Annotated in this window: 22 protein-coding genes; all 22 read right to left on the reverse strand. The window is 64.9% G+C overall.

The genetic code is table 11. From position 1 onward, the window contains the following. Positions 1-29: 29 nt before the first annotated feature. The 22 genes from J2Y55_RS26965 to J2Y55_RS27070 all read right to left on the reverse strand — a co-directional run bounded on the left by J2Y55_RS26965 (position 30) and on the right by J2Y55_RS27070 (position 24107). The gene (locus tag J2Y55_RS26965; RefSeq protein WP_069693314.1) at positions 30-587 is read right to left on the reverse strand and encodes an HNH endonuclease; all 558 of its coding nucleotides are present in this window, start codon (positions 585-587) and stop codon (positions 30-32) included. Positions 588-795: 208 nt separating this feature from the next. Then, on the reverse strand, positions 796-1680 hold the full coding sequence (locus tag J2Y55_RS26970; protein WP_092172451.1) for a 3-hydroxybutyryl-CoA dehydrogenase: 885 nt from the start codon (positions 1678-1680) through the stop codon (positions 796-798). A 165-nt stretch (positions 1681-1845) separates the two neighbouring features. Further along, positions 1846-2790, reverse strand: a complete 945-nt coding sequence (locus J2Y55_RS26975) for an electron transfer flavoprotein subunit alpha/FixB family protein (RefSeq protein ID WP_310159588.1) — start codon at positions 2788-2790, stop codon at positions 1846-1848. After that, on the reverse strand, positions 2790-3539 hold the full coding sequence (locus J2Y55_RS26980; protein WP_310159590.1) for an electron transfer flavoprotein subunit beta/FixA family protein: 750 nt from the start codon (positions 3537-3539) through the stop codon (positions 2790-2792). Before J2Y55_RS26980 ends, J2Y55_RS26975 begins: the two co-directional genes overlap by 1 nt. A gap of 155 nt (positions 3540-3694) precedes the next feature. Continuing rightward, on the reverse strand, positions 3695-4390 hold the full coding sequence (locus J2Y55_RS26985) for a rhomboid family intramembrane serine protease (protein WP_310159591.1): 696 nt from the start codon (positions 4388-4390) through the stop codon (positions 3695-3697). A gap of 86 nt (positions 4391-4476) precedes the next feature. Continuing rightward, positions 4477-5058 (reverse strand): cob(I)yrinic acid a,c-diamide adenosyltransferase, encoded by a 582-nt coding sequence (locus J2Y55_RS26990; protein WP_310159592.1) that lies wholly within the window; start codon positions 5056-5058, stop codon positions 4477-4479. Positions 5059-5128: 70 nt separating this feature from the next. Continuing rightward, positions 5129-5719, reverse strand: coding sequence for an acyloxyacyl hydrolase (locus J2Y55_RS26995; protein WP_310159594.1), 591 nt, complete (start codon positions 5717-5719; stop codon positions 5129-5131). A 182-nt stretch (positions 5720-5901) separates the two neighbouring features. Then, positions 5902-6090: a twin transmembrane helix small protein gene (locus J2Y55_RS27000; protein WP_069688739.1), complete on the reverse strand. Its 189-nt coding sequence runs from the start codon at positions 6088-6090 to the stop codon at positions 5902-5904. 142 nt (positions 6091-6232) lie between these two features. Continuing rightward, on the reverse strand, positions 6233-7105 hold the full coding sequence (locus tag J2Y55_RS27005; RefSeq protein ID WP_310159598.1) for an ABC transporter permease: 873 nt from the start codon (positions 7103-7105) through the stop codon (positions 6233-6235). Further along, a complete protein-coding gene (locus tag J2Y55_RS27010) occupies positions 7102-8151 on the reverse strand; it encodes an ABC transporter substrate-binding protein (RefSeq protein WP_310159600.1) in 1050 nt (349 codons plus the stop codon). The genes J2Y55_RS27005 and J2Y55_RS27010 overlap by 4 nt, the downstream gene beginning before the upstream one ends. Before the next feature lie 30 nt (positions 8152-8181). Beyond that, positions 8182-9240, reverse strand: a complete 1059-nt coding sequence (locus J2Y55_RS27015) for an ABC transporter ATP-binding protein (RefSeq protein ID WP_310159601.1) — start codon at positions 9238-9240, stop codon at positions 8182-8184. A 4-nt stretch (positions 9241-9244) separates the two neighbouring features. Beyond that, complete coding sequence (locus J2Y55_RS27020) at positions 9245-10063, reverse strand: ABC transporter permease (RefSeq protein ID WP_310159602.1); 819 nt, start codon at positions 10061-10063, stop codon at positions 9245-9247. Positions 10064-10408: 345 nt separating this feature from the next. Beyond that, positions 10409-11641 (reverse strand): metal-dependent hydrolase family protein, encoded by a 1233-nt coding sequence (locus tag J2Y55_RS27025; RefSeq protein WP_310159604.1) that lies wholly within the window; start codon positions 11639-11641, stop codon positions 10409-10411. 176 nt (positions 11642-11817) lie between these two features. After that, the gene (locus J2Y55_RS27030) at positions 11818-13239 is read right to left on the reverse strand and encodes a protoporphyrinogen/coproporphyrinogen oxidase (RefSeq protein WP_310159606.1); all 1422 of its coding nucleotides are present in this window, start codon (positions 13237-13239) and stop codon (positions 11818-11820) included. Positions 13240-13664: 425 nt separating this feature from the next. Further along, positions 13665-14948, reverse strand: coding sequence for a glycosyltransferase family protein (locus J2Y55_RS27035; RefSeq protein ID WP_310159607.1), 1284 nt, complete (start codon positions 14946-14948; stop codon positions 13665-13667). A gap of 149 nt (positions 14949-15097) precedes the next feature. Continuing rightward, on the reverse strand, positions 15098-15868 hold the full coding sequence (locus J2Y55_RS27040) for a polysaccharide deacetylase family protein (protein ID WP_310159608.1): 771 nt from the start codon (positions 15866-15868) through the stop codon (positions 15098-15100). Further along, entirely contained in the window at positions 15865-16980 is a 1116-nt protein-coding gene (locus J2Y55_RS27045; protein WP_310159609.1) for a glycosyltransferase family 4 protein, read from the reverse strand. The genes J2Y55_RS27040 and J2Y55_RS27045 overlap by 4 nt, the downstream gene beginning before the upstream one ends. A 36-nt stretch (positions 16981-17016) precedes the next feature. Continuing rightward, a complete protein-coding gene (locus tag J2Y55_RS27050) occupies positions 17017-18189 on the reverse strand; it encodes an ABC transporter permease (protein ID WP_310159610.1) in 1173 nt (390 codons plus the stop codon). Beyond that, positions 18186-19184 (reverse strand): ABC transporter permease, encoded by a 999-nt coding sequence (locus J2Y55_RS27055; RefSeq protein ID WP_069693309.1) that lies wholly within the window; start codon positions 19182-19184, stop codon positions 18186-18188. Before J2Y55_RS27055 ends, J2Y55_RS27050 begins: the two co-directional genes overlap by 4 nt. Positions 19185-19189: 5 nt before the next feature. After that, positions 19190-21148, reverse strand: coding sequence for an ABC transporter substrate-binding protein (locus J2Y55_RS27060; RefSeq protein WP_310159611.1), 1959 nt, complete (start codon positions 21146-21148; stop codon positions 19190-19192). After that, complete coding sequence (locus J2Y55_RS27065) at positions 21148-23019, reverse strand: ABC transporter ATP-binding protein (protein WP_310159612.1); 1872 nt, start codon at positions 23017-23019, stop codon at positions 21148-21150. The genes J2Y55_RS27060 and J2Y55_RS27065 overlap by 1 nt, the downstream gene beginning before the upstream one ends. Before the next feature lie 98 nt (positions 23020-23117). After that, the gene (locus J2Y55_RS27070) at positions 23118-24107 is read right to left on the reverse strand and encodes a heparin lyase I family protein (RefSeq protein WP_310159613.1); all 990 of its coding nucleotides are present in this window, start codon (positions 24105-24107) and stop codon (positions 23118-23120) included. Positions 24108-24158: the final 51 nt, after the last annotated feature.

Below are 24158 nucleotides of genomic sequence, written 5' to 3' on the forward strand. Positions count from 1 at the left end.
GACGTTGCCTGGCCAGCCGTCAAGCCGGCTCACGGCTCCAGCTCGGAGTCCCAGTAGAGATAATCCAGCCAGCTCTCATGCAGGTAATTCGGCGGGAAGAGCTTGCCGTTGCGATGCAAATCATTGACCGTCGGTGCGTAGGGCTTCTGCGTCGGGAACATCTCGATCGCCGCCGGCATCTTGTCACCCTTGCGCAGATTGCAGGGCGAGCAGGCCGCGACGACGTTCTCCCAGGTGGTGAGGCCACCCCTGGAGCGCGGCACGACATGGTCGAAGGTCAGGTCCTCGCGCGAGGTACAGTATTGGCAGGAGAAGCGGTCGCGCAGGAACACGTTGAAGCGCGTGAAGGCCGGTGTCCGCGACGGCTTGATATAGGTCTTCAGCGAGACGACTGAGGGCAGCTTCATGTTGAAGCTCGGGCTGCGCACCACCGTATCGTATTCGGAGACGATGTTGACGCGGTCCATGAAGACCGCCTTGATCGCGTCCTGCCAGCTCCACAGCGATAGGGGATAGTAGCTCAGAGGCCGGAAATCGGCATTGAGCACGAGTGCCGGACAACCGTCCGGCGACGCCATCGGATGCATCACATGCGCCGTCAAACCCGCCGCACCTCCGCTAATCGGAACGGGACGAATCCCGTCACTAGATCAATGTAAGCGCGAGACGACAGGAATGTGAAGAGGATGCGGCGTCAAGGCAGCATCAGCCGTCATGGTCGGCCTTGCGCCGACCATCTCTCGAAGGAGAGTTTCGAAGAGGCGCCCGGGGCAAACCCGAGCGTGATCGCAGGGTTCAGCGCGTCGGAACCGGCTTCTCGCCGCGATAATCGTAGAAGCCGCGCTTGGTCTTGCGGCCTAGCCAGCCGGCCTCGACATATTTCACCAGGAGCGGGCAGGGGCGGTATTTCGAGTCGGCGAGCCCATCATGCAGCACCTGCATCACCGACAGGCAGGTGTCGAGGCCGATGAAATCGGCCAGCTGGAGCGGGCCCATCGGGTGATTCGCGCCGAGCTTCATCGCGGTGTCGATCGCCTCGACCGAGCCGACGCCCTCATAGAGCGTGTAGACCGCCTCGTTGATCATCGGCAGCAGGATGCGGTTGACGATGAAGGCCGGGAAATCCTCCGAGACCGAGACGGTCTTGTGCAGCTTGCCGACGAATTCCTTGGCGAGCTCGAAGGTCTGGTCGTCGGTGGCGATGCCGCGAATCAGCTCGACGAGCTGCATCAGCGGCACGGGGTTCATGAAATGGATGCCGATGAAGCGCTCGGGCCGGTCCGTCGCCGCCGCCAGCCGCGTGATCGAGATCGAGGAGGTGTTGGAGGCCAGCATCGTCTCCGGCTTGATATGCTGGCAGACGGCGGTGAAGATCTTGCGCTTGGTTTCCTCGCTCTCGGTCGCGGCCTCGATGATGAGGTCGCAATCGCCGAGCCCCGACAGTTGCGGCGCGGCGAGGATCTTGGCCATGGCGTCGCGGCGAATCTCGTCACCGATCGCGCCCTTGGCGACCTGGCGCGCCATGTTGCCGTCGATGGTGGCGAGCGCCGCCTTGATCCGGTCCTCGGCGAGATCGTGCAGCCGGACCTCGAACCCGGCCACGGCCGCGACATGGGCGATGCCGTTCCCCATCTGGCCTGCGCCGATGATGCCGATCGTCCTGATCGCCCTGTCCGACATGGTCTGATCCATCTTTGGTGGCACCGCTTCCACTTCGGAGGCCGGTGCGGGCCACCTTGACGGCAGCCCGGTTGTCATGTGCTGGCCGGCGCCAGCCTGGTCGCCGGCTTCCTTGTCAATCTACTCGGTCAATCAACTTGTTGGTCAATCGACTTGCGGCGCTAGCTATTTGCCGATCTTGGCGAGCTCGGCTTCAAGCTCGGGCATGATCGTGAAGAGATCGCCAACCAGGCCGTAATCGGCGATCTGGAAGATCGGCGCTTCCTCGTCCTTGTTGATGGCGACGATGACCTTGCTATCCTTCATGCCGGCGAGATGCTGGATCGCGCCGGAGATGCCGACCGCGACATAGAGGTCGGGAGCCACAACCTTGCCGGTCTGGCCGACCTGCCAGTCATTGGGGGCGTAGCCGGCATCGACCGCGGCGCGCGAGGCGCCCATGGCCGCGCCCAGCCTGTCGGCAACGGGCTCGATCACCTTGGTGAAGTTCTCCGCCGAAGCGAGCGCGCGCCCGCCGGAGACGATGATCTTGGCCGAAGCGAGCTCGGGACGATCGGATTTGGCGACCTCCTCGCCCTTGAAGCTGGACACGCCGGGATCATCCACGGCGGAGATGGTCTCGACGCTGGCCGAGCCGCCTTCGCCCGTCGCCTGGAAGGAGGCGGTGCGGATCGTCATCAGCTTCTTGGCCTCGGAGGACTGCACGGTCTGGATGGCGTTGCCGGCATAGACCGGACGCTCGAAGGTGTCGGGCGAGACGATCTTCATCACATCCGAGATCTGCATCACGTCGAGCAAGGCGGCGACGCGGGGCAGCAGGTTCTTGCCACCGGTCGTCGAGGGCGCGACGACGGCGTCATAGCCCTCGGCGAGCTTGGCGACGAGAGCGGCGATCGGTTCGGCAAGGCCGTGGCCGTAGATCGCGGCATCGGCCAGCAACACCTTCTCGACGCCGTCGAGCTTGGCTGCCGCATCGGCCGCGCCCTTGGCGCCTTCGCCGGCGACGAGGATATGGACGGGGGCGCCCAGCGCCTTGGCCGCGGTCAGCGCCTTGGCGGTGGCGTCCTTGATGGTGGCGTTGTCGTGTTCTGCAATCAGCAGCGTGGCCATCACAGCACTCCCGCTTCGTTCTTGAGCTTGGAAACCAGTTCGGCGACGGAGCCGACCTTGACGCCGGCCGAGCGGCCCGCCGGTTCACGCGTGTTCAGCACCTTGAGACGGGGGCTCACATCGACGCCCAGCGCCTCGGCCGAAGTCTCGTCGAGCGGCTTCTTCTTGGCCTTCATGATGTTGGGCAGCGAGGCGTAGCGCGGCTCGTTCAGGCGCAGATCCGTGGTGACGATCGCCGGCAGCTTGAGCGAAACCGTCTGCAGGCCGCCATCGACCTCGCGGGTGACATCGACCGCGCTGTCGGACAGCGCGACCTTCGAGGCGAAGGTGCCCTGCGGCCAGCCCAACAGGGCCGCCAGCATCTGGCCGGTCTGGTTGCAATCGTCGTCGATCGCCTGCTTGCCGAGGATGACGAGCTGCGGGCTCTCCTGCTCGACCAGCTTCTTCAGGAGCTTGGCTACCGCGAGCGGCTCGACCACGCCGTCGACCTTGACCAGGATGCCGCGATCGGCGCCCATGGCTAAGCTCGTGCGGATCGTCTCGGCGGCTTGCGCGGGCCCGATCGAGACCACGACGACCTCGGTCGCCTTGCCGGCTTCGCGCAGCCGCAGCGCCTCTTCGACCGCGATCTCGTCGAAGGGATTCATCGACATTTTCACATTGGCAAGCTCGACGCCCGAGCCGTCCGCCTTCACGCGGATCTTCACGTTGTAGTCAACCACCCGCTTCACGGGCACAAGGATCTTCATCGTCAAATCACCGTTCGGGAGAGGTCAGTTGCGGGGCCGCGCCGCGTCAATCGGCGGGAAGGCGGCATCGCGGCTCTCGGCTGGAATGCGGAGGGACCGTAACGACGCCCGTTTGCGCTTGTCAACGCCGCAGGCAGGGCGTGCGAGAGCCGTCTTCACTTGCGTACCGGGCGGCCGAACAGCGTCACGCCGCGATGGATGAAGATCGGCGTCAGCGCCGCACCCGCGCCGAGCCCGCCCAGATGGGCCCACCAGCCGACATGGCCTTGCGGATCGAGAATTGCCGAGACGATCTGAAACAGGATCCAGCCACTGAGCGCATAGAGCGCCGTGATGTGCAGCGGGATCCAGTTGAAGGCCAGGCCCCAGATCCGGACGCGCGGATAAAGCATCAGATAGGAGACGATCACGCCCGAGATCGCACCGGATGCGCCGATCAATGGCTGGTCCGAGGCGGGGTTCATCAAGGCGTGTGTCAGCGAGCCGGCAAGCCCGCAGATGAAGAAGAACAGCAGGAAGCGCAGATGCCCCATCGCATCCTCGACATTGTCGCCGAAGACCCAGAGGAACAGCATATTGCCGCCGAGATGGGCGAAGCTCGCATGCAGCAGGATGTTGCTGAACAAAGTCAGCCAGACCGGCGCCTGCAGCAGATCAGTAGGCAGTTGCGCCGTGCCGAACAATACGGATGGGATCAGCCCGAAGCCGGCTGCGACCGCGATCTGGGCGGGTTCGCTTTCGCGCAGCCAGATCAGCAGGAAGAGGCCGATGCAGGTCGAGACCAGGCCATAGGTGACATAGGGCGCGCGCATGAAGCGCAGCGGGACGCCATCATGCAGCGGCACGAACATGGATGCGTCCCGTCAAGCGCTGCAGCGGGTTTCGCTGCAGCGGGATTCTTGTGAAAAACCGGCTTCCACTTTTTCGCATCGTGCCTCTAACGATTCTGGCCCGGCACCCAGAGCACGTCGCCCCGCGCCTTGGCATTGAGGAAGCGGGAGGCGACGAAGAGGAAATCGGAGAGGCGGTTGATGTATTTCAGGGCGGAGCCGGAGACGGCTTCGCCTTCGGTCTGGGCCAACTCGACCATCAAACGCTCGGCGCGGCGGCTCACCGTGCGCGCGAGATGGAGATGGGTTGCTGCCGGCGTACCGCCGGGCAGGACGAAGGAGCGCAGCGGCTCAAGGGTGGTGTTGAGCTGGTCGATCTCGGCCTCGAGCCGGTCGACCTGGACCTGCGCGATGCGCAGCGGCTCGAAGGCCAGTTTCGCGCCGGTGTCGGGCGTCGAGAGGTCGGCTCCGAGGTCGAACAGGTCATTGCTGATGCGGCCGAGCATGGCGTCGACATCGGCGTCCTCGGTTGCCGCATGCAGCCGGGCCATGCCGATGCAGGCATTGGTCTCGTCGACCGTGCCATAGGCTGCGACCCTCAGGTCGAATTTCAACCGGCGCGGCCCGGTGGTGAGCCCCGTCGTGCCGTCGTCGCCGGTGCGGGTGTAGATGCGGTTGAGCTTGACCATCGACGCGTTATAGCGTGGCGCTGACCGAGCGAAAGGGCTCGCGTACGGCAATCACGCCGCCCGCCTGTTCTCAGAAGGTATAGCCGAGCTTGGCGCCGAAATTGGCCGGGCCGCGCGGCTTGTCGCGGTCGGAGCAGCCGGCCGTGCTGAAATGCTCCAGCGTCGCGACCAGGCTCCAGCGGTCGTTGAGCCTGAAGCCGAGCGCAGCGGCTTCGCGCGAGCCGCTGTTGCAGCCGACATTGAGGCGGTTCTCGGGAACGACAGCGCCGGTCTTGCCGTCATTGAGGGCGGCGCCCAGGCTGGCCTCGACGAAGACCGCCTTGGTCAGGTCGACGGTCCAGGTCGCACCGGCATAGGCGTAGCGCGTGCCATTGAAATTGACGCTCGAACCGAGATGGAAGCGCGGTACGAAGGCTGCGGAGAAGCGGTCGTTCAAGGTCGCGACGCGCGGCGTGACCACCTCGCCGCTGAAGTTGAGCAGGCCGCTTTCGCGCCCGCCCGGATTTGCGGCGGCGGCGCCGATGCGCGCTTCCCATGAGAGCGGGGCTGTCTCGGTCGCCGGAGCGTAGCTGGAAACGCCGGCCGGGAGAGGCTGCGACTGCGCCCAAGCGGGGGCGGCGGCCATCATTCCGGCGAGGACCAGCAATGCAACGCGAACCATGGGGGACTTTTCTTGTTGTCGGCGGAACGACGTTAGTGAAGCGCAGAGACTCGTGTCGGGAATATGGCGGGACTGCGGCAAAAGCCGTGTTGGGGTGACGCCGGCCGAGGTGAAGCTCTGCAAAATCAAATGCTTAGAAAAAGGCAAATGAAGCGGGGATAGCTTCGGTCGCGACGGCGGTATCAGCCGCTGCGCCACCACATGATGCCGAGGATGACGAGGATCGCGATGAACTGCAGGACCACCCTGAGCCGCATCAGGTTCTGCGAGGTGCTGGGGCTGCCGCCGCGCAGCATGTTGGCCAGCCCGAGCAACAGGACGATCGCAACAGCGCCGACCGCGACGGGAACGAGAGAGGCGGACAGATTCATGGGCGACATTTAGTGCGCGGCGGGCCGCTTGGCCAGCCGCCCAGAGCATTGCCGCATTTCTCCGAAACACGAAAATGCTCTACGTCCTTGTTTTATCGCATTTTCTTCACGCGAACCGGTGCCCACTTCGCTCGAAAATGCTCTAGCGATAGCGCCGCTGCACGATGAGATGGGCTGCGACCGTCAGCACGATCGTGGCGGTCATCAGGATGAAGGAGATCGCGCCGCCGAAGGGCCAGTTGTTCTGCTGCGCGAACTGGCCATAGACCAGCGGGCCCATCATCTGGAATTTAGGCCCGCCCAGCAGCACCGGCGTGGCATAGGCGTTCATCGCCAGGATAAAGGTCAGGATCGTGCCGGCCAGGATGCCGGGCAGGGCGAGCGGCCAGAGCACGCGGCGAAACATCGCGGCGGGGCCGGCGCCGAGGCTGAAGGCGGCTTCCTCGACATTGCGGGGAATGCCCTCGATCACGCTCTGCAGCGTCAGCACCATGAAGGGCAGGTTGACCGCGACGATGCCGATGAGCACGGCGTTTTCGGTGAACATGATCTCAAGCGGATGGTTGATCAGACCCAGCCCCATCAGCGAGGCGTTGAGCGCGCCCTTGCTGCCGAAGGCGGTCATCCAGCCGGCTGCACGCACCGCATTGCCGACGAAGAGCGGCAGCACGACGAGCATGATCAGCAGGTTCTTGAAGCGGCTTTCCATGCGCGCCAGCACATAGGCCAGCGGGAAGCCCATGATCAGGCAGGCGACCGTGCAGATCACCGCGACGCGCACCGTGCGCAGCAGCACGTTGAGGTAATAGCTGTCGGTGAAGAACTTGATGTAGTTTTCGATCGTCAGCCCATCGACCATGAACTGGCCGGGGATGAACTGGTTCAGCGAATAGCGGAACAGGATCGCGATCGGGCCCAGAAGCCCGATCGCGACGAAGATGGTCGCCGGCACGACGAGCGCGCCGGCAAGGCCGGTGCGGGCGCCCGCGACGGCTTCTGGAGCAGCCGTGCTCACGCCTTGAAGACCTTGTCCCACCACTCCTTCATGGCGGAATCGTTCTTGGCGAGGAAGGCGTAGTCGAGATCCTTGAGGCGCTTCTCTTCGTCCGGGGTGAAGCCGATGCGCTTCTGCAGATCGGGCGCGACATTGAGGCCGGTGACTGTGCCGTTATAGCCCATGTCGACGGCGAAGGCCTCCTGGGGCGCCTTCTCCAGCATCGCGTTCATATAGGCGTAGGCGTTGTCCTTGTTGGGCGCGTTCTTGGCGATGACGAAGCCCGAGACATAGGCCGGGATGCCCTCGACGGGCGAGACCGCCTCGCAGGGGATGCCGGCGTTCTGCCACTGCACGACGCGCGCCTTCCAGATCGCGCTGATGCCGATCTCTTCGTTCTTCATCGCGGCGGCGAAGGCCTCGTTGGTCGGGTAGACGCGCCCGCCCGCCTTCTTCACGGCAAGGAGAACCTCCTTGGCCTTGTCGAGGTTGTTCATGTCCTTGCCGCCGGTCGCGGCCATCGAGGCCGCGATGAAGATCGACTGGTACTGGATGTCGATGAAGCCGATCTTGTCGCCCCATTTCGGATCGAGCCAATCCTTGAAGCCGGTCGGCGCGGGCGTGATCAGCTTGGGATTGTAGATGACGACGTTGCCCGAATAGATGTGCCCGATGCCATAGGGGTATTTCATCGTCGGCAGCAGGTTCTTGGCGTTGGGAATCTTGGAGTAGTCGAGCTGCTCCACGACGCCGGCCTCGTTCATCTCGAACATGTTGGCGGCCGAGAGACCCTGCACATCGACGGTGCCGCGCGGCAGGCGCTTCTCGGCGGTCATCTTGGCGCGGCGCGGGGCGTCGCCTGCCTGGTCCTGCACGATCTCGATGCCCTTGGGCTTCAGGATCGGCTCGTCGATGTTCTTGGTCAGGAGGCGGGCATAGTCGCCGCCCCAGGTGCCGATCACGACCTTGCCGCCGGCTTGCGCAAAGGCGTGGTGGCTCATGGCCGGGGCCAGTGCGGCTGCGCCGGCCAGGCCTTTGATAACGGTCCGCCTATCGATCTTGGTCATGGTTGAAGTCCCCTGTTTTCGCCTGTTTGGTCAGGCTTCGCGCGGATAGACCAGCCCGGCGTCCTGCGCCCAGCCGATCGTGATGGTCTCGCCCGGCTTCGGCTCGGCCACGCCGGCCCGGTTCGGGATCTGCAGCAGCATGCGGTCATGCTCCGACAGGCTGACATGGATGTCGAGCAGCGCGCCGAGATAGGAGGCGTGCTCGACCTTGGCCTCGTAATGATTGGGGCAACCCTGCGCCTCGCCGCCGACGGCGATCCGCTCGGGCCGCAAGGCGAGCGTGGCCGATCCCATGCCGGTCGCGGCAGCGCAGGCGATGTCGAGCCCGCCCTTGGTGCGGAAGCGGCCATTGCCGGCGATCTCGCCATCGAGGAAGGCGCTGCGGCCGATGAAACCCGCGACGAAACGATCCGCAGGCTTCTCATAGAGCTCGCGCTGGGTGCCGATCTGGCGGACCTGCCCCTTTTCCATGACGACCAGCCGGTCGGCCATGGTCAGGGCCTCTTCCTGGTCATGCGTGACCATGATGGTGGTCAGGCCGAGCTTGCGCTGCAGGTCGCGGATCTCGACGCGGACCTCCTGCCGGAGCTTGGCATCGAGATTGGAGAGCGGCTCGTCGAGCAGGAGCACGTCGGGCTCCATGGCGAGCGCACGCGCCAGGGCGACGCGTTGCTGCTGGCCGCCCGAAAGCTGGCGCGGATAGCGCCCGTCGAAGCCGGTGAGCTGGACCAGCCGCAGCGCCTCGGTGACGCGGGTGCCGCGCTCAGCCTGCGCGACCTTGCGCATCTCCAGCCCGAAGGCGACGTTCTCCGCCACCGTCATATGCGGGAACAGCGCGTAGCTCTGGAAAACCAGGCCGCAATTGCGCTTCCAGGGCGGTAGCGCCGTGACCTCGCGCTCGCCAATGGTGAGCTTGCCCGAGCTCGGCGGCACGAAGCCCGCGACCATGCGCAAGGTCGTGGTCTTGCCGCAGCCGGAGGGGCCGAGCAGGACGAGGAATTCGCCGTCGGCGATGTCGATGGTGACGTCGTCGACGACGGTCAGGTCGCCATAGGATTTGCGGAGATGCTCGATCGAAAGCCGTGCCATTGTTTCAAACCACCCGGCTCAGCTTGACGTAACGATCCGTGACGACCATCGCCACGGCGATCAGGACGATCTGGATCAGCGAGGCCGCGGCCACGGTCGGATCGATCTTCCATTCCAGATATTGCAGGATCGCGATCGGCAGCGTGGTGCGTCCCGGTCCGACGAGAAACAGGCTCATTTCAAGATTGCCGAAAGAGGTGACGAAGCCAAACAGCCCGGCCGCGACGATGCCGGACCTGATGCTGGGCAGGGTGACCCGCCAGAAGGTGGTGAACGGGCCGGCGCCGAGATTCTGCGCGGCCTCCTCGATGGTGCGGTCGAAGCCAGCGAGGCTCGCGGTGACGAGCCGGACGACCCAGGGAATGACCACGAGCGTATGGGCGGCGATCAGGCCGCCAAGCGAGCCCAGCACCGGCAGGCCGGTGGCGATCTCGGTCTCGATCTGGAAGACATAAAGCGCAGTGCCGAGCACGATGCCGGGCATCACCAGCGGCAGCAGCAGGAGCGTGTTGACGGCGGGGCCGAGCGTGATGCGGTGGCGTACCAGCGCCAGGCTCGCGGGCACGCCCAGCGCCAGCCCGATCAATGTCGCCAGCACCCCGACCTGGAGGCTGAGGACGAAGCCGTCGATGAAAGGCTTGTTATTGGCCGCAGCGGAGAACCATTTCAGCGAATAGCCCTCGGGCGGGAAGGAGGGGATCTCCTGCCGGAAGAAGGCGAGCCAGGTGACGAAGATCAGCGGCAGCAGGATGAAGCCGAGCGAGAGGCAGGCGGCTCCGTTGAGCGCGACACGACCGAAGCTCGGGCGGGCGGCGGCGCTCAAGCCGGCGCTCCCAGGCGAGGCCGAGCCGCTGCGGGCGCCGGCTGCGCGCAGCCTGCCGCAAGCTGCCTCTGTTGCATGCGTGCCTGGCCTGCTACCACCACCTTATCCCGCCTCTCGATCCAACCCGGCCGCAAGCTGCGGTTCCACTTACAAACAGTCAAGATTGTCTTTCTCTATCCGTCGCATCGTTTGTCCCTATTCGTCGCAGGCGCGACATCACGCCTCCCGGCCTTGGAGACCGATCGATACGAAAAACCGGTTTCCACTTTTTCGCACCCTGCTCTAGCTCCTTGTTTCAACGCGTTTTCTTCACGCGAACCGGTATCCACTTCGCTCAAAAACGCTCTAGTGCAGCGTGTTCTTGTGGAACGCGCCGCCCTTCATGATCATCGCCAGGTGTTTGCCCTGTTCCTGGAAAAGTCCGAGGTTCTTCAGCGGGTCGCCATCGACGAGGATCATGTCGGCGAAGGCTCCAGCACGGAGCGTGCCAAGCTTGCCCTCCATGCGCAGAAGCTGCGCGCCGATCGTCGTTGCCGAGCGAATGATCTCGATGGGGGAGAGCACCTCGCTGCGCAGCAGGAATTCCCTGGACTGCTCGACCTGGAGCTGGCCGAGCAGGTCGCTGCCATAGGCGACAGGCACACCGGCGCGCTTGCAGATCTCGAGCGAACGCAGGCCGCCATCGATGACGAGATCGTTCTTGGCGAGCATGTCGCTGTTCATGCCGAATTCGGCGGCGCGTTCCTTCATCGCATAGTAGGCGACGAGGTTTGCGGTCAGGAACATGCCATTCTCGGCCATCAGCTTGGCCGAGGCGTCGTCGATCAGATTGCCGTGCTCGATGGCGCGGACGCCGCACTGGGCGGCGCGCGTGATCGCCTCGGGCGTATAGGCATGGGCGCAGACATAGCGGCCGAAGGCCTTGGCCTCCTCGACCGCCGTCTTCACCTCATCGACGCTGAACTGCATGGAATCGAGCGGGTCGTAGGGTGAGGCGACGCCGCCCGACATCATGATCTTGATGTGGTCGGCGCCGAGCCGCATCTGCTCGCGCACCGACTTCTTCACCGAGGAGACGCCGTCCGAGACGTTCATGGTGTAGGCCATGGCGTTGCAGCAATGGCAGCGCGCGCCGAAATCGGTGCGCCGGCGCGGGTCGCTATGGCCGCCGGTCGGGCCGATCGCGGCGCCGGCGATGAACAGGCGCGGAGCCGCGACATCACCCTTGTCGACGGCTTCCTTGATGCCCCAATCGGCGCCGCCGGTGTCGCGCACCGTGGTGAAGCCGCGGTCGATCATACCCTTCATCAGCCGGACGGCACGCGCCGTCATCAGCGTCAGCGGCATGCTCTCCATGGCGCGGATATAGACTTCGGAGAGGAAGACATGGACATGGCTGTCGATCAGCCCCGGCATCAGCGTGCGCCCGCCGCAATCGATCACATCGGCATTGGCGGCTTTGATAGGCTTGTCCGAGAGGTCGCGGATCGTCTCGCCATCGACCAGGAGTTCGTAGCCCCGGCGCAGTTCGCCGTGATCGGGTTCGAGCAGGGCGAAATTCTTGAAGTGCAGCGCCATCGCAAAATCCTTCCATAGGAGCGCGCGCGTGGAGCGCCGTCCTCCTCCGATGGCTGATATATTGAGAAGTTTACTCCGGCCTGTCTACGAACTTGCGATGAGTCGTGACGGTGGTTTTTGCAGGACGGATCGCCGGCCCGCCATGGCTGCCGGCGGGCAGACCCTGCCGAGCGCCTTCAGCTCGCTTTCGCGATCGGGGCAGGCTCGGTTGCTGGCTTGGAGCCGATCGGTTTCGCGCGCTTGCGCAGAGCCGAATGGGCGTCCCGCAATCCGGCGACCAAAGCGGGCAACTGACCGACATAGGCGGCGACCTGCTCGGTGCGCTTCAGCGTGCGCCAGTAGACATCCTCCATCAGGATATGCGCGAACTCGCCGTTGCGGCCGATGCTGTAGAGACCGTCGACACCCGTCGTTTCGGCGAAGCGGAGCCGTTCCTGCTCATAGGCCAGCAGATGGACCGGATAGGAAATCGGTGTTTTGACGATGCCGCCGGGGCCGAGATAGGCCTGCCTGAGATGGGGGTAGATCCGGCAGATGCCGTCGAGGCAGAGTTCGGCCAGCTTGTCGTCGGGCATGGTCCAATGCTGGTCGCCGACGCTGCAGCCGATATCGAAGGTGATCAGGGTTTTTCCCTGAGGGGCGAGCCACGGCATCGAGATCGGCGCTTCGGTCAGGCGGAAGAAGGGCTGCGTGCGATCCGGTACCCACAGCATCGTGTCGGGCAGCAGGTTGCGGCCTGTGAAGCGCAGGTTGACGAAGACCATCGGGCGATAGCGGAAGGCCGCGAGATCATCGAGCGCGGAGGTGCCTTCCAGCAATTTTGGCAGGACATGCACGGGGGCGGTGCTGATCACGGCCGATACGGGGATGGTCTCGCCTTTGACGCGAACGCCGGTGACCCGGTTTCCTTCCACCAGAACGCGCTCGATCGGCGATTCCAGCCGGATCGAATCCGCGACCTCTCGCGCCGTCGGCTCCAAGAGCTTGGCGATCCCGCCTTTCGGATAGACATGGTAGACGCTCGGGCTTTCCGGCATGTCATGCGAATAGCCGTTGCAGACCGCGCGGTTGGTCACATGGGCGGCCGCCTTCAGATAAAGCGATTTCAGGATTCCGGCCCGCATCTTGTCGCCGACCGCCGGGGAGAGGTCTTCGGCGGAGGCGCCCGACCAGGCTTCCGCCAGCGGGATGGCGATGTCCTGCGCCAGCGCATCGCCATAAGTCTGCCTGAACCAGTCGCCGGCGGAGGCGATCTCGGTCCGGCGCAGTTTCGCGGCGATGGCGCTCCCGACCAGGCGCGGCGAACGCATCAAGCCGAACGGGTAGTTATAGCTGCGGCCGTTGAGCAGGACGGCTTCGCCGTAATGCTTCACCGTTTCGCAGATGTCGCCGGCACCGAGGGCCTCCGCGAGCCGGTTGCTGACGAAATGGGCGCCCATGTCATAGGAGAAGCCTTCGGCGTCCTTGAAGGATGACGCCATGCCCCCGATGGATTTTCCGGCCTCGAAGACGATGACCGGCAAGCCTCGCCGGCGCAATTCGCGGGCCGCGGTGAGACCGGCGATGCCGGCTCCCAGTATCGCTATCGGGTTTGACATGCCGTCACGCACTATCGATCAAGGTTTCGAGGAGGGTATTCCATTACGCATCATTCTTCGAATGAATCTAAATGATCGTTCTTGTGATCGATCATTGCCTGGCATGGATTTTAGCCAATTCAGACTGAATTTCCGAAATTATCGACAAGTGTATGGATCTCATAATGCTGCATCGGTAAACGAAGGCAATCCATTCAAAAAATATAACAATGATTTGAGATCAGATCTTTCCGGCATGGTAAAGAAACCATGAGAATCCCAACTGGATTCTCATGCCGTTGCTTCACTGGACGTGGCGGGGATGTCTGTCGAGAGGCTGTGTGGAAACACAGCCCTTATCCCGAGGAGGCGCGAAAGCAGCGCCTTAAAAGCCACGGCTTAAAGGGTGAGGGCTCTCATCAAAAAGTGAGAGCAGGATGGGCCTGTCAGCTCACCACGGCGGCGTTTTGCGCCAGAATTCTGCCGCGGACCGGCATTGAGAGATCGTCGGCGAGTGCGCGGGCGACGGCCGGCAGGCCGTCGAGCAGGCTCGGGACGAAGGCCTGGGAGGGCGGCACGCGTTTGGGCAAGGCATGCAGGGCCGCCGCCATCACCAGCGGGTCGCGCCCGCCCTCGCCGTTCTGCGCGGGATCATGCAGGACATCGATCAGCTTCAGATGGTCGGCGCGCTCGGCGCGGATCGCCTGTTCGAGCCGCGGCTTGACGCGCGGCACGATCAGCGCCGGTTTATCGAAGGAGAGGATTTCGCAGAAGGTGTTGTAACCGCCCATCGCGACGACGCAGTGGGCGCGGTTCATCAGCAATTCGAGGCGCGGCTCGAAGCCGAGGCTTTCCAGCTTCGGAAGCCGGGCGATGCGCTCGGCGAACTCCTTGCGACGCTCGCGGGACATGAAGGGGCCGAACACGATCAACGCCGGCAAGGCGATGGTCGGGTCGGCCTCATAGGCGGAGATCACCCAGTCGATCACGCCGGCCCCGTCGCCGCCGCCGCCGGGCGTCACCAGGATGAACGGCCCCTTGGTGATGCGCGGATAGCGGTTGGGCGGCATCGGGCTCGGCACGGCGCGCTTGAGATAGCCGGTATAGCGGATCTTGTCGGCGAAGAGGTGCTGGTTCGGCAGGCCGGCAAGCGGCTGGTAGATGCTCTCCAGCCCATAGACGAAGATGTCGTCATAGACCTGCTCCAGCGCTTCGATCGCTCCGGTATGGCGCCATTCCTCATAGAGCTTCGTCGGCTCGTCGAGCACGTCGCGCAGGCCGAGCACGATGCGCGCGCCGCGCCGGCGCAGGACTTCCAGCGCCGGAATCAATTCGCCGCGCAGGCCGACCGGCTCCTTGTCGACGATGACCACGTCGGGATCGAAGGAGAGCACGACCTGCTTGATGATGTCGGTGCGCAGACGGATCGTGTCGGTGAGGTCGAGATTGAGATGATGGGGCCCATAGCGGCCATCGCTCTGCTTTTCGACGCCGGGGATGCGGACATAGTCGACGCCGTCACCGAACTGGAAGCTCGAGATCACCGACGAACCCGAGACGATGATCACTGATATATGAGGATAGTTGGCCACGAGCGAATTGGCGATCGCCCGGCAGCGCCGGATATGGCCGAGGCCGAAGGTGTCGTGGCTGTAGATCAGGACGCGCGGCGCATGGGGGTCGCGCGGCGTGCGCTCGACGCCGGGGAGGTCGACGACGTTGAAAGACATGACTGCGTCGTCCTCCGCAGAAAGGCCAGACGACCCCCGTGGAGAGGACGAACGCACCCGGGAATGCAAGACGGGATCATAGCGTGGCGTAGGCTTCGATCCAAGTCCGCTCTTCAGGGCAACGAGCGCCCCAAGCGTGAGTGCCGCATTTATGCAGCGCTCCGGCCCCCAAACAACCGGCCCGGATCAGTGGTCACGATAACGGGATGCGCTGTGAGCGTGGCAAGCAGGGTTTGCAAGGCGGCCCAGGCGGTCTCGTCATGGTCGCGGTGGTGCAGCAGCAGGCCGAGCGTGTCTGTGCCCTCCGGCAGCCGGCGCCGCGCCGCGAGCTGGTCGCGAATCTCCAGGGCCAGTGCTTGCAAGGAGCGGCCGATCCGCCCGCCATGCCAATCCATCACATCGATGTCGCTGTTGACCAGGGCCGGGCCGTCGCCGCCGAGCCCGAAGCCGCGAAAGCAGGACAGGCCGGCGAAGCCGAATTCCGGCAGGGCCTGCGCCAGGTCGGAGGCGATGCGGTTCCAGGGCGGCACGAAGACGGGCAGCACGGAGGCTCCGAGCAGCTCACCGAGCCGTTGCCGCCCGGCCGCGATATCGGCCGCAGCCTCGGCGCGCGGGCGGCCAGCGCCGAACTCGGACTTTTTCATGCCCGCGGCGGCGTGGTTCTGGTGCCGGCAGCCATGCTGGCAAGGCAAGAGCGAGGGAGCCGCGCGCAGCGCCGCGACCAGTGCCGGTTCGGCCTGCATCGGGATGATGGCCAGGAGCACGGGCAAGGCGAAGCGCTCGCTCAAGCCGGCGAGACGGTCAAGCGCCGGGCTTGGCGCGACAGCGTCGTCGTCGCGCAGCCAGAGCCGGAGGCGCCTGCCGGTCTCGCGCCAGCGATCGAGTTCGGCGAGAAGTTCGCCAAGGGACGTATCGCTCACGGCGTCGCCTCCGCGCGGGCCGAGGCGATGCGCGCAAAGCCTTGCGCCAGGATGGCGCTGGCCGTCTCCAAGGTGCGCTCGCTCCTGACGAAGGCGGCGGCGGCCCGGCCCATTCTGGTGCACAGGGCCGGGTCAGCCAGCAGCCGGGACAGCGCCATGGCCAGCGCCGCCTCATCATTCTCGGGTGCGAGGAAGGCGGTTTCATCCGGTTTGACGGTGTCGGGCACGCCGCCACTGGCGAAGGCGATGACGGGCAGGCCGGCTGCTTGCGCCTCCAGATAGACCAGCCCATAGGCCTCGCCGAGACCGGGCCAGATGAAGATGTCATGGCTTGCGAGTTCAGCTACGACCCGGTCATGAGCGAGCGCGCCCAGCCAGGTGACGCGGCCCGGCGGCAAAGCCGCGAAGGCCTGCTCGACCTCGCCGCGCAGCGGCCCGTCGCCGATCACTGTCAATGTCCAGGGCCTGTCGGCGAGCTGCAGCAGCGTATGCGCCAAGGCGAGGTAGCTCTCATGCTTCACGCCGTCGCGCATCATCGCGACGGTGACGAGGCGTGGCGGGCCGGGTTGCGGTTTTGGCTGCGGCGCATTGGTGTCGAGGGCGATGAAGGGCGGGAAGGCGAGGAATTGCGTACGTTCTCCACACCAGAACTCGACGCCCAGCCGGTCGCGCTCGGTGAAGCAGAGATGCAGATCGGCTGCCCCGAAGCTGGCACGCGCCAGCGCGACATGCCGCGCCCATTCCCCCTTGGCGCGGCGCTCCGAACCACTCGCCTCCGCGACGACATAGGGGATCGAGAGGTGCTCGGAGATGGCGGGGCCGAGCAGATCGGGTGCCTTGTAGTAGCTGTGATAGGTGAACCAGAGGTCGGGAGGCGCTGCTCCCGCGCGCCAGCCGGCGGCAAGGGCCTCGATCTTCGCCGCCGCCTGGGCGCGGTGGCGTTCCAGCAGGCCGGGATCCGACGTCTTCATGTAGGAGCGGGCATCGCGCACGGGCTCGACGACATGGCCGAGCCGTTCCAGGGCGGTCGCGATCTGCCGCGCCATGCGCCTGTCGCCGGAGATGCGGCCGTCCTCGAAGGCGTTGAGCGGCGTATGGAAGGCGATGCGCACCGCGTGGTGCTCCGCGTGCTGCTCTGCGGGCCTGCGCTAGCGATAGGGATCGGCCGCGTCGCGCAGGCCATCGCCGAGGAAGTTGAAGGCCAGGATGATCAGGATCACCGGGACGACCGGATAGAGCAACCAGGGATACAGCGCCACCACATTGATGTTCTGCGCCTCGTTCAGCATCACGCCCCAGCTGGTGATGGGGGGGCGCAGGCCCAGGCCGAGGAAGCTCAGAGCCGTCTCGCCCAGGATCGTCCTGGGAATGGTGATCGTTGCCGAGGCGATGAGATGGCTCATGAAGCCGGGCACGAGATGCAGGCCGATGATGCGGGCGGGCTTGGCGCCCATCAACTGGGCCGCGACGACATAATCCTCCTCGCGCAGCGAAAGCAGTTTCGAGCGCACGGCGCGAGCCAGACCCGTCCAATCCATCAGGCCGAGGATGACGGTGATGCCGAAATAGACCAGCAGCGGGCTCCAGGAGGGCGGCATGATCGAGGCCAGTGCCAGCCAGAGCGGGATATGCGGCAGCGACTGCACGATCTCGATGATGCGCTGGACGATGAGATCGACCTTGCCGCCGTAATAGCCGGCGATGCCGCCGATGATGACGCCGAGCACGAAGGAGACGAAGACGCCGAGCAGGCCGATCGAGAGCGAGATGCGCCCGCCATAGAGAATGCGCGAGAGCATGTCGCGGCCGAGCCGGTCCGAGCCGAGCAGGAAGAGCGTGCCGCCTTCGGGAGGGCAGACCAGATGCAGATTGCCCGGGATGAACCCCCAGAAATCATAGGCGTCGCCCCGGCAGAAGAAGCGCAGCTTTTCGGGGCGGCTGGTGTCGACATCATATTCGCGCTTCAGGTTCTCCATGTTGAGGCGCTGCGTGTAGGGGTAGACGAACGGGCCGATGAGGCTGCCCTGATGGAACAGGTGCACCTCCTGGCGCGGCGCGCGGATGAAGTCGGTGTTGCGCGTGGTGTAGTCGTAAGGCGCGAGGAACTCGCAGATCGCGACCATGGCGTAGATCGTCAGGATGACGACGCCGGAGATCACCGCGAGCTTGTGCTTGCGAAACTTCCACCACATCAATTGCCATTGCGAAGCGAGATAGACCCGCTCCTGCTCGGGCGTCATCTTCTCGACCGCATGGGGCTCGAAGGGGGCGGTCGAGGCGGTATGCGGCAGGGGCGCGCCGTCTGCGGGAAGAGCGCTCACTTGGTCGCCGTGCCTTGCAGCCTGATCCGAGGATCGAGGATCGCGAGCGAGATGTCGGAAATCAGCACGCCGATCACGGTCAGGAAGGACAGGAACATCAGGAAGGAGCCGGCGAGATACATGTCCTGGCTCTGCAAGGCCCGGATCAGGAGCGGTCCTGTGGTCTGGAGCGAGAGCACGATCGCGACGATCTCGGCGCCCGAGACGATCGAGGGCAGGATGTCGCCGATATCGGAGACGAAGAAGTTGAGCGACATGCGCAGCGGGTATTTGCGCAGCGCCTTGCCCGGCGGCAGCCCCTTGGCGCGGGCAGTGACGAAATACTGCTTCTGCAATTCGTCGAGCAGGTTTGCCCTGACGGCGCGGATCATGCCGGCGGTACCGCCGGCCCCGATGATGATCACCGGAATCCAGAGATGTTCCAGGATCGACCAGAGCTTGGCCCAGCTCATCGGCTGATTGAGATATTGCGGGTCGACGAGCCCGCCGATCGAGGTCCCGAACCAGACATTCGCGGCATACATGAACACCAGCGCCAGCAGGAAATGCGGGATCGCCAGGCCGATCAGCCCCAGGAAGGTCAGCCCGTAATCGCCCCAGCTATATTGATGCGTCGCCGAATAGATCCCGATCGGGAAGGCGATCAGCCAGGTGACGATGATGGTGACGAAGGAGACCACCATCGTCAGCATCAGGCGGTCGCCGACGATCTCGCGGACCGGGCGCTGATACTCGAAGGAGTAGCCCATATCGCCCTGGAGAAGGCCGGTGACCCACCAGAAATAGCGTTCGACCGGCGGCTTGTCGAAGCCGTACTCCTTCTTCAGGAACTCGATGCGGCTGAGATCGGCCTTCTCCCCCTGCGCCTGCATCTCGGCGGCGAGCGTCTCGAAATAATCGCCCTCGGGCAGGTTGATGACGGTGAAGATCAGCGCGCTGGTGACGAGCAGCGTCGGGATCATCACCAGGATACGCTTGAGGATGTATTGCAGCAGCATGCTCAGACCTGCGCCTTGCTCGGGTCGAACCAGAAGGTGTCGGGCATGTAGCGGCCGAAGAAGGCACCGGGCTCGAAGCTGTAGAGCCCCTTGTCGGGCACGTTGCGCAAGGTGCGCGAGACCACGACCGGCTGCAGCGTGCCGTTGATGACGCCGATGGTGAAGAGCTGTTCGGCGTTGATCCTGAGCATGTCGCGCCAGATCTGCCGGCGCTGCTCATGCGTCGCGCTGCGGCGCCAGGCGTGATAGAGCCTGACGAGTTCCTTGACCTCGGGCATGTCGGGTTCCTCGCCCTCGCGGCCGCTGCTCTCCAGGAACTGGCCCCAGCGCGGCCAGTTGAACTGCGAGGCGGATGTAGGCGCCAGCGCATCGGGCTCCATCTCGGGAGCGACCAGGGCATTATCCATGCCGACCCAGGCGGACATGATGGTCTGACCGGCCAGGATACGGCGACGGAAGACGTCGCGCTGCGTCGAGCGGGGATAGATCTTGACCCCGACTGCGACCAGATCCTGCTTGATCAGGTCGAGGATGTCGGTCTCCTCGGTGCTTTCGCCTGACGTTTCGACGGTGAATTCGAGGCGGCGCCCATCCGGCAGCAGGCGGATGCCTTCGAGATCACGCTTCACCAGCCCGATCTCGTCGAGCAGGCGGTTGGCCAGCGCCTTGTCCTGCTCCATCCACAACCCCGCCTGCTTGGCGTCGTAGAGCGGGCTTTCGGGCAAGGCGGTGTTGCCGCTCTCCTTGGCCAGGCCGAAGAAGATGACCTTGTTGACGTCCTTGCGATTGATCGCCACCGAGAGCGCGCGACGATAGCGGACATCGCGGTTGAGGTCGCGCCAGACCGGGTCGATGGCGTTGAGGTTCGGCATCAATGCGAACCAGGCGCCTTCCGCCCGCTTCCACAGCTTGACGTCGATGTTCATCCGCTTCGAGGCGTCCTTGAGGAAAGTGTAGTTGTCGAAGCGGATATAGCGGGCCTGCAGATCGCTCTCGCCGGCGGCGGTCTTGGCGGGGATCAGCGAGTTGGTGCCGATCGTCAGCGTCACCTGGTCGACATAGGGCAGTTGCAAACCGTTCTGGTCGATGCGGTGGAAATAGGCGTTGCGCAGGAAGGTGAACTGCTCGGCCGGCAGCGGCGTGGTGTTGCGCCAGGGGTCGAGCGTCGGCAGCTCGGGGTTCTCCGGCCGGTACATCCGCGACATGCGTTCATGCAGCGAACCCCAGTCCTTTACCCGCGCGCTTTTGACGCGCGAGGAGAGCGTGGCCTTGTCGGCATAGCGCTCGTGGAACTGCTTCAGATAGCCCGAGGGCATGTAGATATAGGCCGGCTGTGCGCCTGCGAGCGAAGGCAGGAAGACCGGGTTCGGCGCCTCCCAGCTAAAGCGGATCTCGGTCGGCGACAGCACCTCGACGGTCGGCGTCTTGCCGGCGGCAATGAGCGCCTGGGGTGGCCCGCCCGGTGAAAGCCGCTTGTTGTTGGCGACATCCTCCCACCAATAGCGGAAATCCTCGGTGGTGAAGGGCGAGCCGTCCGACCAGCGGTGGCCGGGGCGCAGTTTCAGCGTGAAGATGCGCCCATCCTCGACATCGAAACCCTCGAGGATATCGGTGGCGAGCTCGAGATTGTCGTCATAGACGATGAGGCGGGCATAGCCGTAGATCGTCATCATGCGGATGTCGCGCTGGTCGCCCATCAGCATGCGCATCGTACCGCCATGGCGGCCTGCTTCGCGCCCGTCTCCTGACACCGCGATGATGCGAGGAGAGCTTGGCGCGCGCTGGACGACGGGCGGCAGCGTGCCGTCCGCGACCTGCTTGGCGAAGAAGGGGCTGTCGACCAGCGTCAGTGGCGTCTGCGGCTGGCCGAGCGCCAGGCGCGGCAGGCCCACTGCTGCGATGGCGGCGGAGCCGAGCGCGAGTGCCGCTCGGCGCGTGGGCTTGCGCGAAAAGCCGTTCATCAGGCCACCTCCCGGACGGATGCGCCGGCCTGCGCGAGAACGAAATGCCCGTCGCCGAGCGACAGATGCGCCAGCGCCGGGCCGTTCTCTTCCTGCCTGAAGGCAGGTGCCCAATGCGTGGAATCGGAGGCGCCGCCAGGCGCGACCAATTTGAAGTTGAGCTTGCGGTCGAGATCGGCGAAGGGCACCGATTTGAGCAGCGCCTTGGTATAGGGATGCACCGGATTGGTGAACAGCGTGTGGCGTGGCGCGATCTCGACGATACGGCCATTGGCCATCACGGCGATGCGGTCGGCCATGTAGTTCACCACCGCGAGGTTGTGCGAGATGAACAGGAAGGTCAGGCCGCGCTCGGCCTGCAGATCCTTGAGCAGGTTGAGGATCTGGGCCTGGACGGAGACATCGAGCGCCGAGACGGGCTCGTCGCAGATGATGAGATCGGGATCGAGCGCAAGCGCGCGCGCAATGCCGATGCGCTGGCGCTGGCCACCGGAAAAGGAATGCGGATAGCGGTTGAGGAAGCGCGGATCGAGCCCGACATCCTCCATCAGCGCCTTGACGCGGGCGGTCTGCTCGGCCCCTTCACCACGTTCGTGGACGACCAGCGGCTCGCGCAGGATGTTCATCACGGTCATGCGCGGCGACAGCGACGAGACCGGATCCTGGAAGATCATCTGGACCCTCGGCCTGAAGGCGCGCAGCGCCTCGCCCTGCAGCCCCAGCACATCGGTGTGGGCCCGGCCGTCATCGAAGGCGATGCTGCCCTCATCGGGCGTCACCGCCCGCATGATGATCTTGCTGACGGTGGTCTTGCCGCAGCCGCTCTCGCCGACGAGGCCGAGGCATTCGCCGCGCCTGATCTCAAAGCTGACATCGTCGACCGCGACGACGGTCGAGAGCGTGCCCTTGCTGAAGAACTTCCGCGAACCTGTCGTGTAGGTCTTGCGCAGATTGCTCACGCTGAGCAGCGGGGCCGCATTCTTCGGCGCGGCGGGCCTTGATGCGACGACGGGGCGCGTCCTTGCCTCGCGCAAGGCGACGAGGCGCTCGCCCTCCTGCATGTCGAAATGCGGCGAGGCCTTGAGCAGGGCCTTGAGATAGGGGTGGCGCGGCCGGCGGAAGATGTCCTCGACCGGGCCGCTCTCCATGATCTCGCCATGGTAGATCACCACGACCTCGTCGGCCATGTTGGCGACGACGCCGAGATCATGGGTGATCAGCAGGATAGCCATGCCCATTTCGGCCTGGAGATCGCGCATCAGGTCGAGCACCTGGGCCTGGATGGTGACGTCGAGCGCTGTCGTCGGCTCGTCGGCGATCAGCAAGGCCGGCTGGCAGATCAGCGCCATGGCGAGCATGGCGCGCTGGCGCAGGCCGCCCGAAAGCTCGAAGGGGTAGAAGCCGAAGGCGCGATGCGGGTCCTTGAAGCCGACGCGCTTCAGCATGATCTCGATCAATTCGCGCGCCTGCGCCTTGGGCGTCGGCCGGTGCAGCTGCAGGGCTTCCTCGATCTGGTTGCCGATGGTGTGCACCGGCGAGAGCGAGGACATCGGCTCCTGAAAGATCATGCCGATGCGCCCGCCGCGCAGCGCCCGGATTTCGCGCCCTTCCGAGGGCAGTCCGGCAATGTCGATCGAGGCGCCCGGCGTCAGCGGATCGCGGAACAGGATCTCGCCGCCCGTGATCGCACCGGCGCGGGGCAGCAGCCCCATGATCGCCTGCGAGATCACCGATTTGCCGGAGCCGGACTCGCCGACGAGCGCAACCGTTTTGCCGGGCGGCACGCGCAGGCTGACGCCCTTCACGACATCGCGAGCAAGCCCGTGAATCGTGAAGCCGATGCGTAGATCGCTGACCCGCAGGATATCCATACGTCACTAACGCCGATTGGCTGCCGATGTTGCCTTACGTCCAAGTGCGATCACTAGACGTTGAAAGCGCCGTGTTGCCAATGGCTTTTGACACAGCTTCATTCCGCGGGACACTGCCCGGAACGGATGACGTCCGCACAACGCGGCCCGCGCCGAAAGTCGTCGAAGGTCAGGCTCCAGCTTTGCGGGGTGGGCGCGCGGTAGGGCCCGAACTTGAAGTACTGGTTCTTGTCGAGGCCGGGTCCGCTATGGCCGATATGGCCCTTGACGGTGGCGACGTGCACGCCGTCGGCTATGATTTCGACATGCCCGCCGCCGGTTGGCCCCGGGCTCGAGCGGAACACGAAGTCGATCCAGCCCTTCTGGGCGGAAGGCAGATCGGCATGGCGCGTCACCATGATGCCTGGCGCGCAGGAATCGAAATAGGCCGGGTAGTTCGCGGGCGTCATACCGCTCTCGATCGAGACGAGGGCCCGCGTCTGGCGCGCCGCCGCGCGGTTCACGGCCAGGGCTTCTCCGGGAAGGCAGCCCTTCGGCCGGGCCGGGCCGCCGATCGGAAAGGTCTCGATCATGTCGGTTTCGATGGTGACGCCGAGATGGCCCTCATAGAGCCTGAGCGCCATGAAGGGCGAATAGTCGCCATCCGCGCCGGGGATGATCTCGCGTTTCCATTGCGCCATGACGTAACGGCCGTCATCCTGTGGCAGCGGATCGTCCATGAACAAGGCAAAGCCGTACCAGACCGTCTGGTCATAGCCGGCGAGGACCTCCGGGGTCTCCCAGATCTCCGCCCGCTCGCTGCAATTATCGGCGGTCTCGGGACAGGAGGGCGCGACGGACAAGGTGAGCGCGCCGCGGCCATTGCGGACATTCCTGTCCTGGAAGATGACGCGCCCGCCGCGCTGCTCGGCATTGTCCTTGTAGTAGAGCCCGCCTCTGGCTGCGAAATGGCCGGCCTCGAAATCGTCCCTCAGGAGGAGCCGGGCAGGGTCGCCGGCATTCTCGGCGCGCACCGTCCAGCCCACGCCGCCAAGCGCCAGCGCAAGGCACAGCAGCCGGCACGCCCGGTCGATCGAACCCAGCCTCATCGAACTCCTCCACTAGATCGTGATCGAAACATGGCCGCATTGCCGGGGCAA

The sequence above is a fragment of the Allobosea sp. BE125 genome (assembly GCF_031456075.1).
Classification (GTDB): Bacteria; Pseudomonadota; Alphaproteobacteria; order Rhizobiales; family Beijerinckiaceae; genus Allobosea.

What these genes read in the sequence shown, in the direction of transcription:
- J2Y55_RS26965 (WP_069693314.1), bottom strand. Translation starts at nt 587, where the DNA reads ATGCATCCGATGGCGTCGCCGGACGGTTGTCCGGCACTCGTGCTCAAT.
- J2Y55_RS26970 (WP_092172451.1), bottom strand. Translation starts at nt 1,680, where the DNA reads ATGTCGGACAGGGCGATCAGGACGATCGGCATCATCGGCGCAGGCCAG.
- J2Y55_RS26975 (WP_310159588.1), bottom strand. Translation starts at nt 2,790, where the DNA reads ATGGCCACGCTGCTGATTGCAGAACACGACAACGCCACCATCAAGGAC.
- J2Y55_RS26980 (WP_310159590.1), bottom strand. Translation starts at nt 3,539, where the DNA reads ATGAAGATCCTTGTGCCCGTGAAGCGGGTGGTTGACTACAACGTGAAG.
- J2Y55_RS26985 (WP_310159591.1), bottom strand. Translation starts at nt 4,390, where the DNA reads ATGTTCGTGCCGCTGCATGATGGCGTCCCGCTGCGCTTCATGCGCGCG.
- J2Y55_RS26990 (WP_310159592.1), bottom strand. Translation starts at nt 5,058, where the DNA reads ATGGTCAAGCTCAACCGCATCTACACCCGCACCGGCGACGACGGCACG.
- J2Y55_RS26995 (WP_310159594.1), bottom strand. Translation starts at nt 5,719, where the DNA reads ATGGTTCGCGTTGCATTGCTGGTCCTCGCCGGAATGATGGCCGCCGCC.
- J2Y55_RS27000 (WP_069688739.1), bottom strand. Translation starts at nt 6,090, where the DNA reads ATGAATCTGTCCGCCTCTCTCGTTCCCGTCGCGGTCGGCGCTGTTGCG.
- J2Y55_RS27010 (WP_310159600.1), bottom strand. Translation starts at nt 8,151, where the DNA reads ATGACCAAGATCGATAGGCGGACCGTTATCAAAGGCCTGGCCGGCGCA.
- J2Y55_RS27015 (WP_310159601.1), bottom strand. Translation starts at nt 9,240, where the DNA reads ATGGCACGGCTTTCGATCGAGCATCTCCGCAAATCCTATGGCGACCTG.
- J2Y55_RS27025 (WP_310159604.1), bottom strand. Translation starts at nt 11,641, where the DNA reads ATGGCGCTGCACTTCAAGAATTTCGCCCTGCTCGAACCCGATCACGGC.
- J2Y55_RS27030 (WP_310159606.1), bottom strand. Translation starts at nt 13,239, where the DNA reads ATGTCAAACCCGATAGCGATACTGGGAGCCGGCATCGCCGGTCTCACC.
- J2Y55_RS27035 (WP_310159607.1), bottom strand. Translation starts at nt 14,948, where the DNA reads ATGTCTTTCAACGTCGTCGACCTCCCCGGCGTCGAGCGCACGCCGCGC.
- J2Y55_RS27060 (WP_310159611.1), bottom strand. Translation starts at nt 21,148, where the DNA reads ATGAACGGCTTTTCGCGCAAGCCCACGCGCCGAGCGGCACTCGCGCTC.
- J2Y55_RS27065 (WP_310159612.1), bottom strand. Translation starts at nt 23,019, where the DNA reads ATGGATATCCTGCGGGTCAGCGATCTACGCATCGGCTTCACGATTCAC.
- J2Y55_RS27070 (WP_310159613.1), bottom strand. Translation starts at nt 24,107, where the DNA reads ATGAGGCTGGGTTCGATCGACCGGGCGTGCCGGCTGCTGTGCCTTGCG.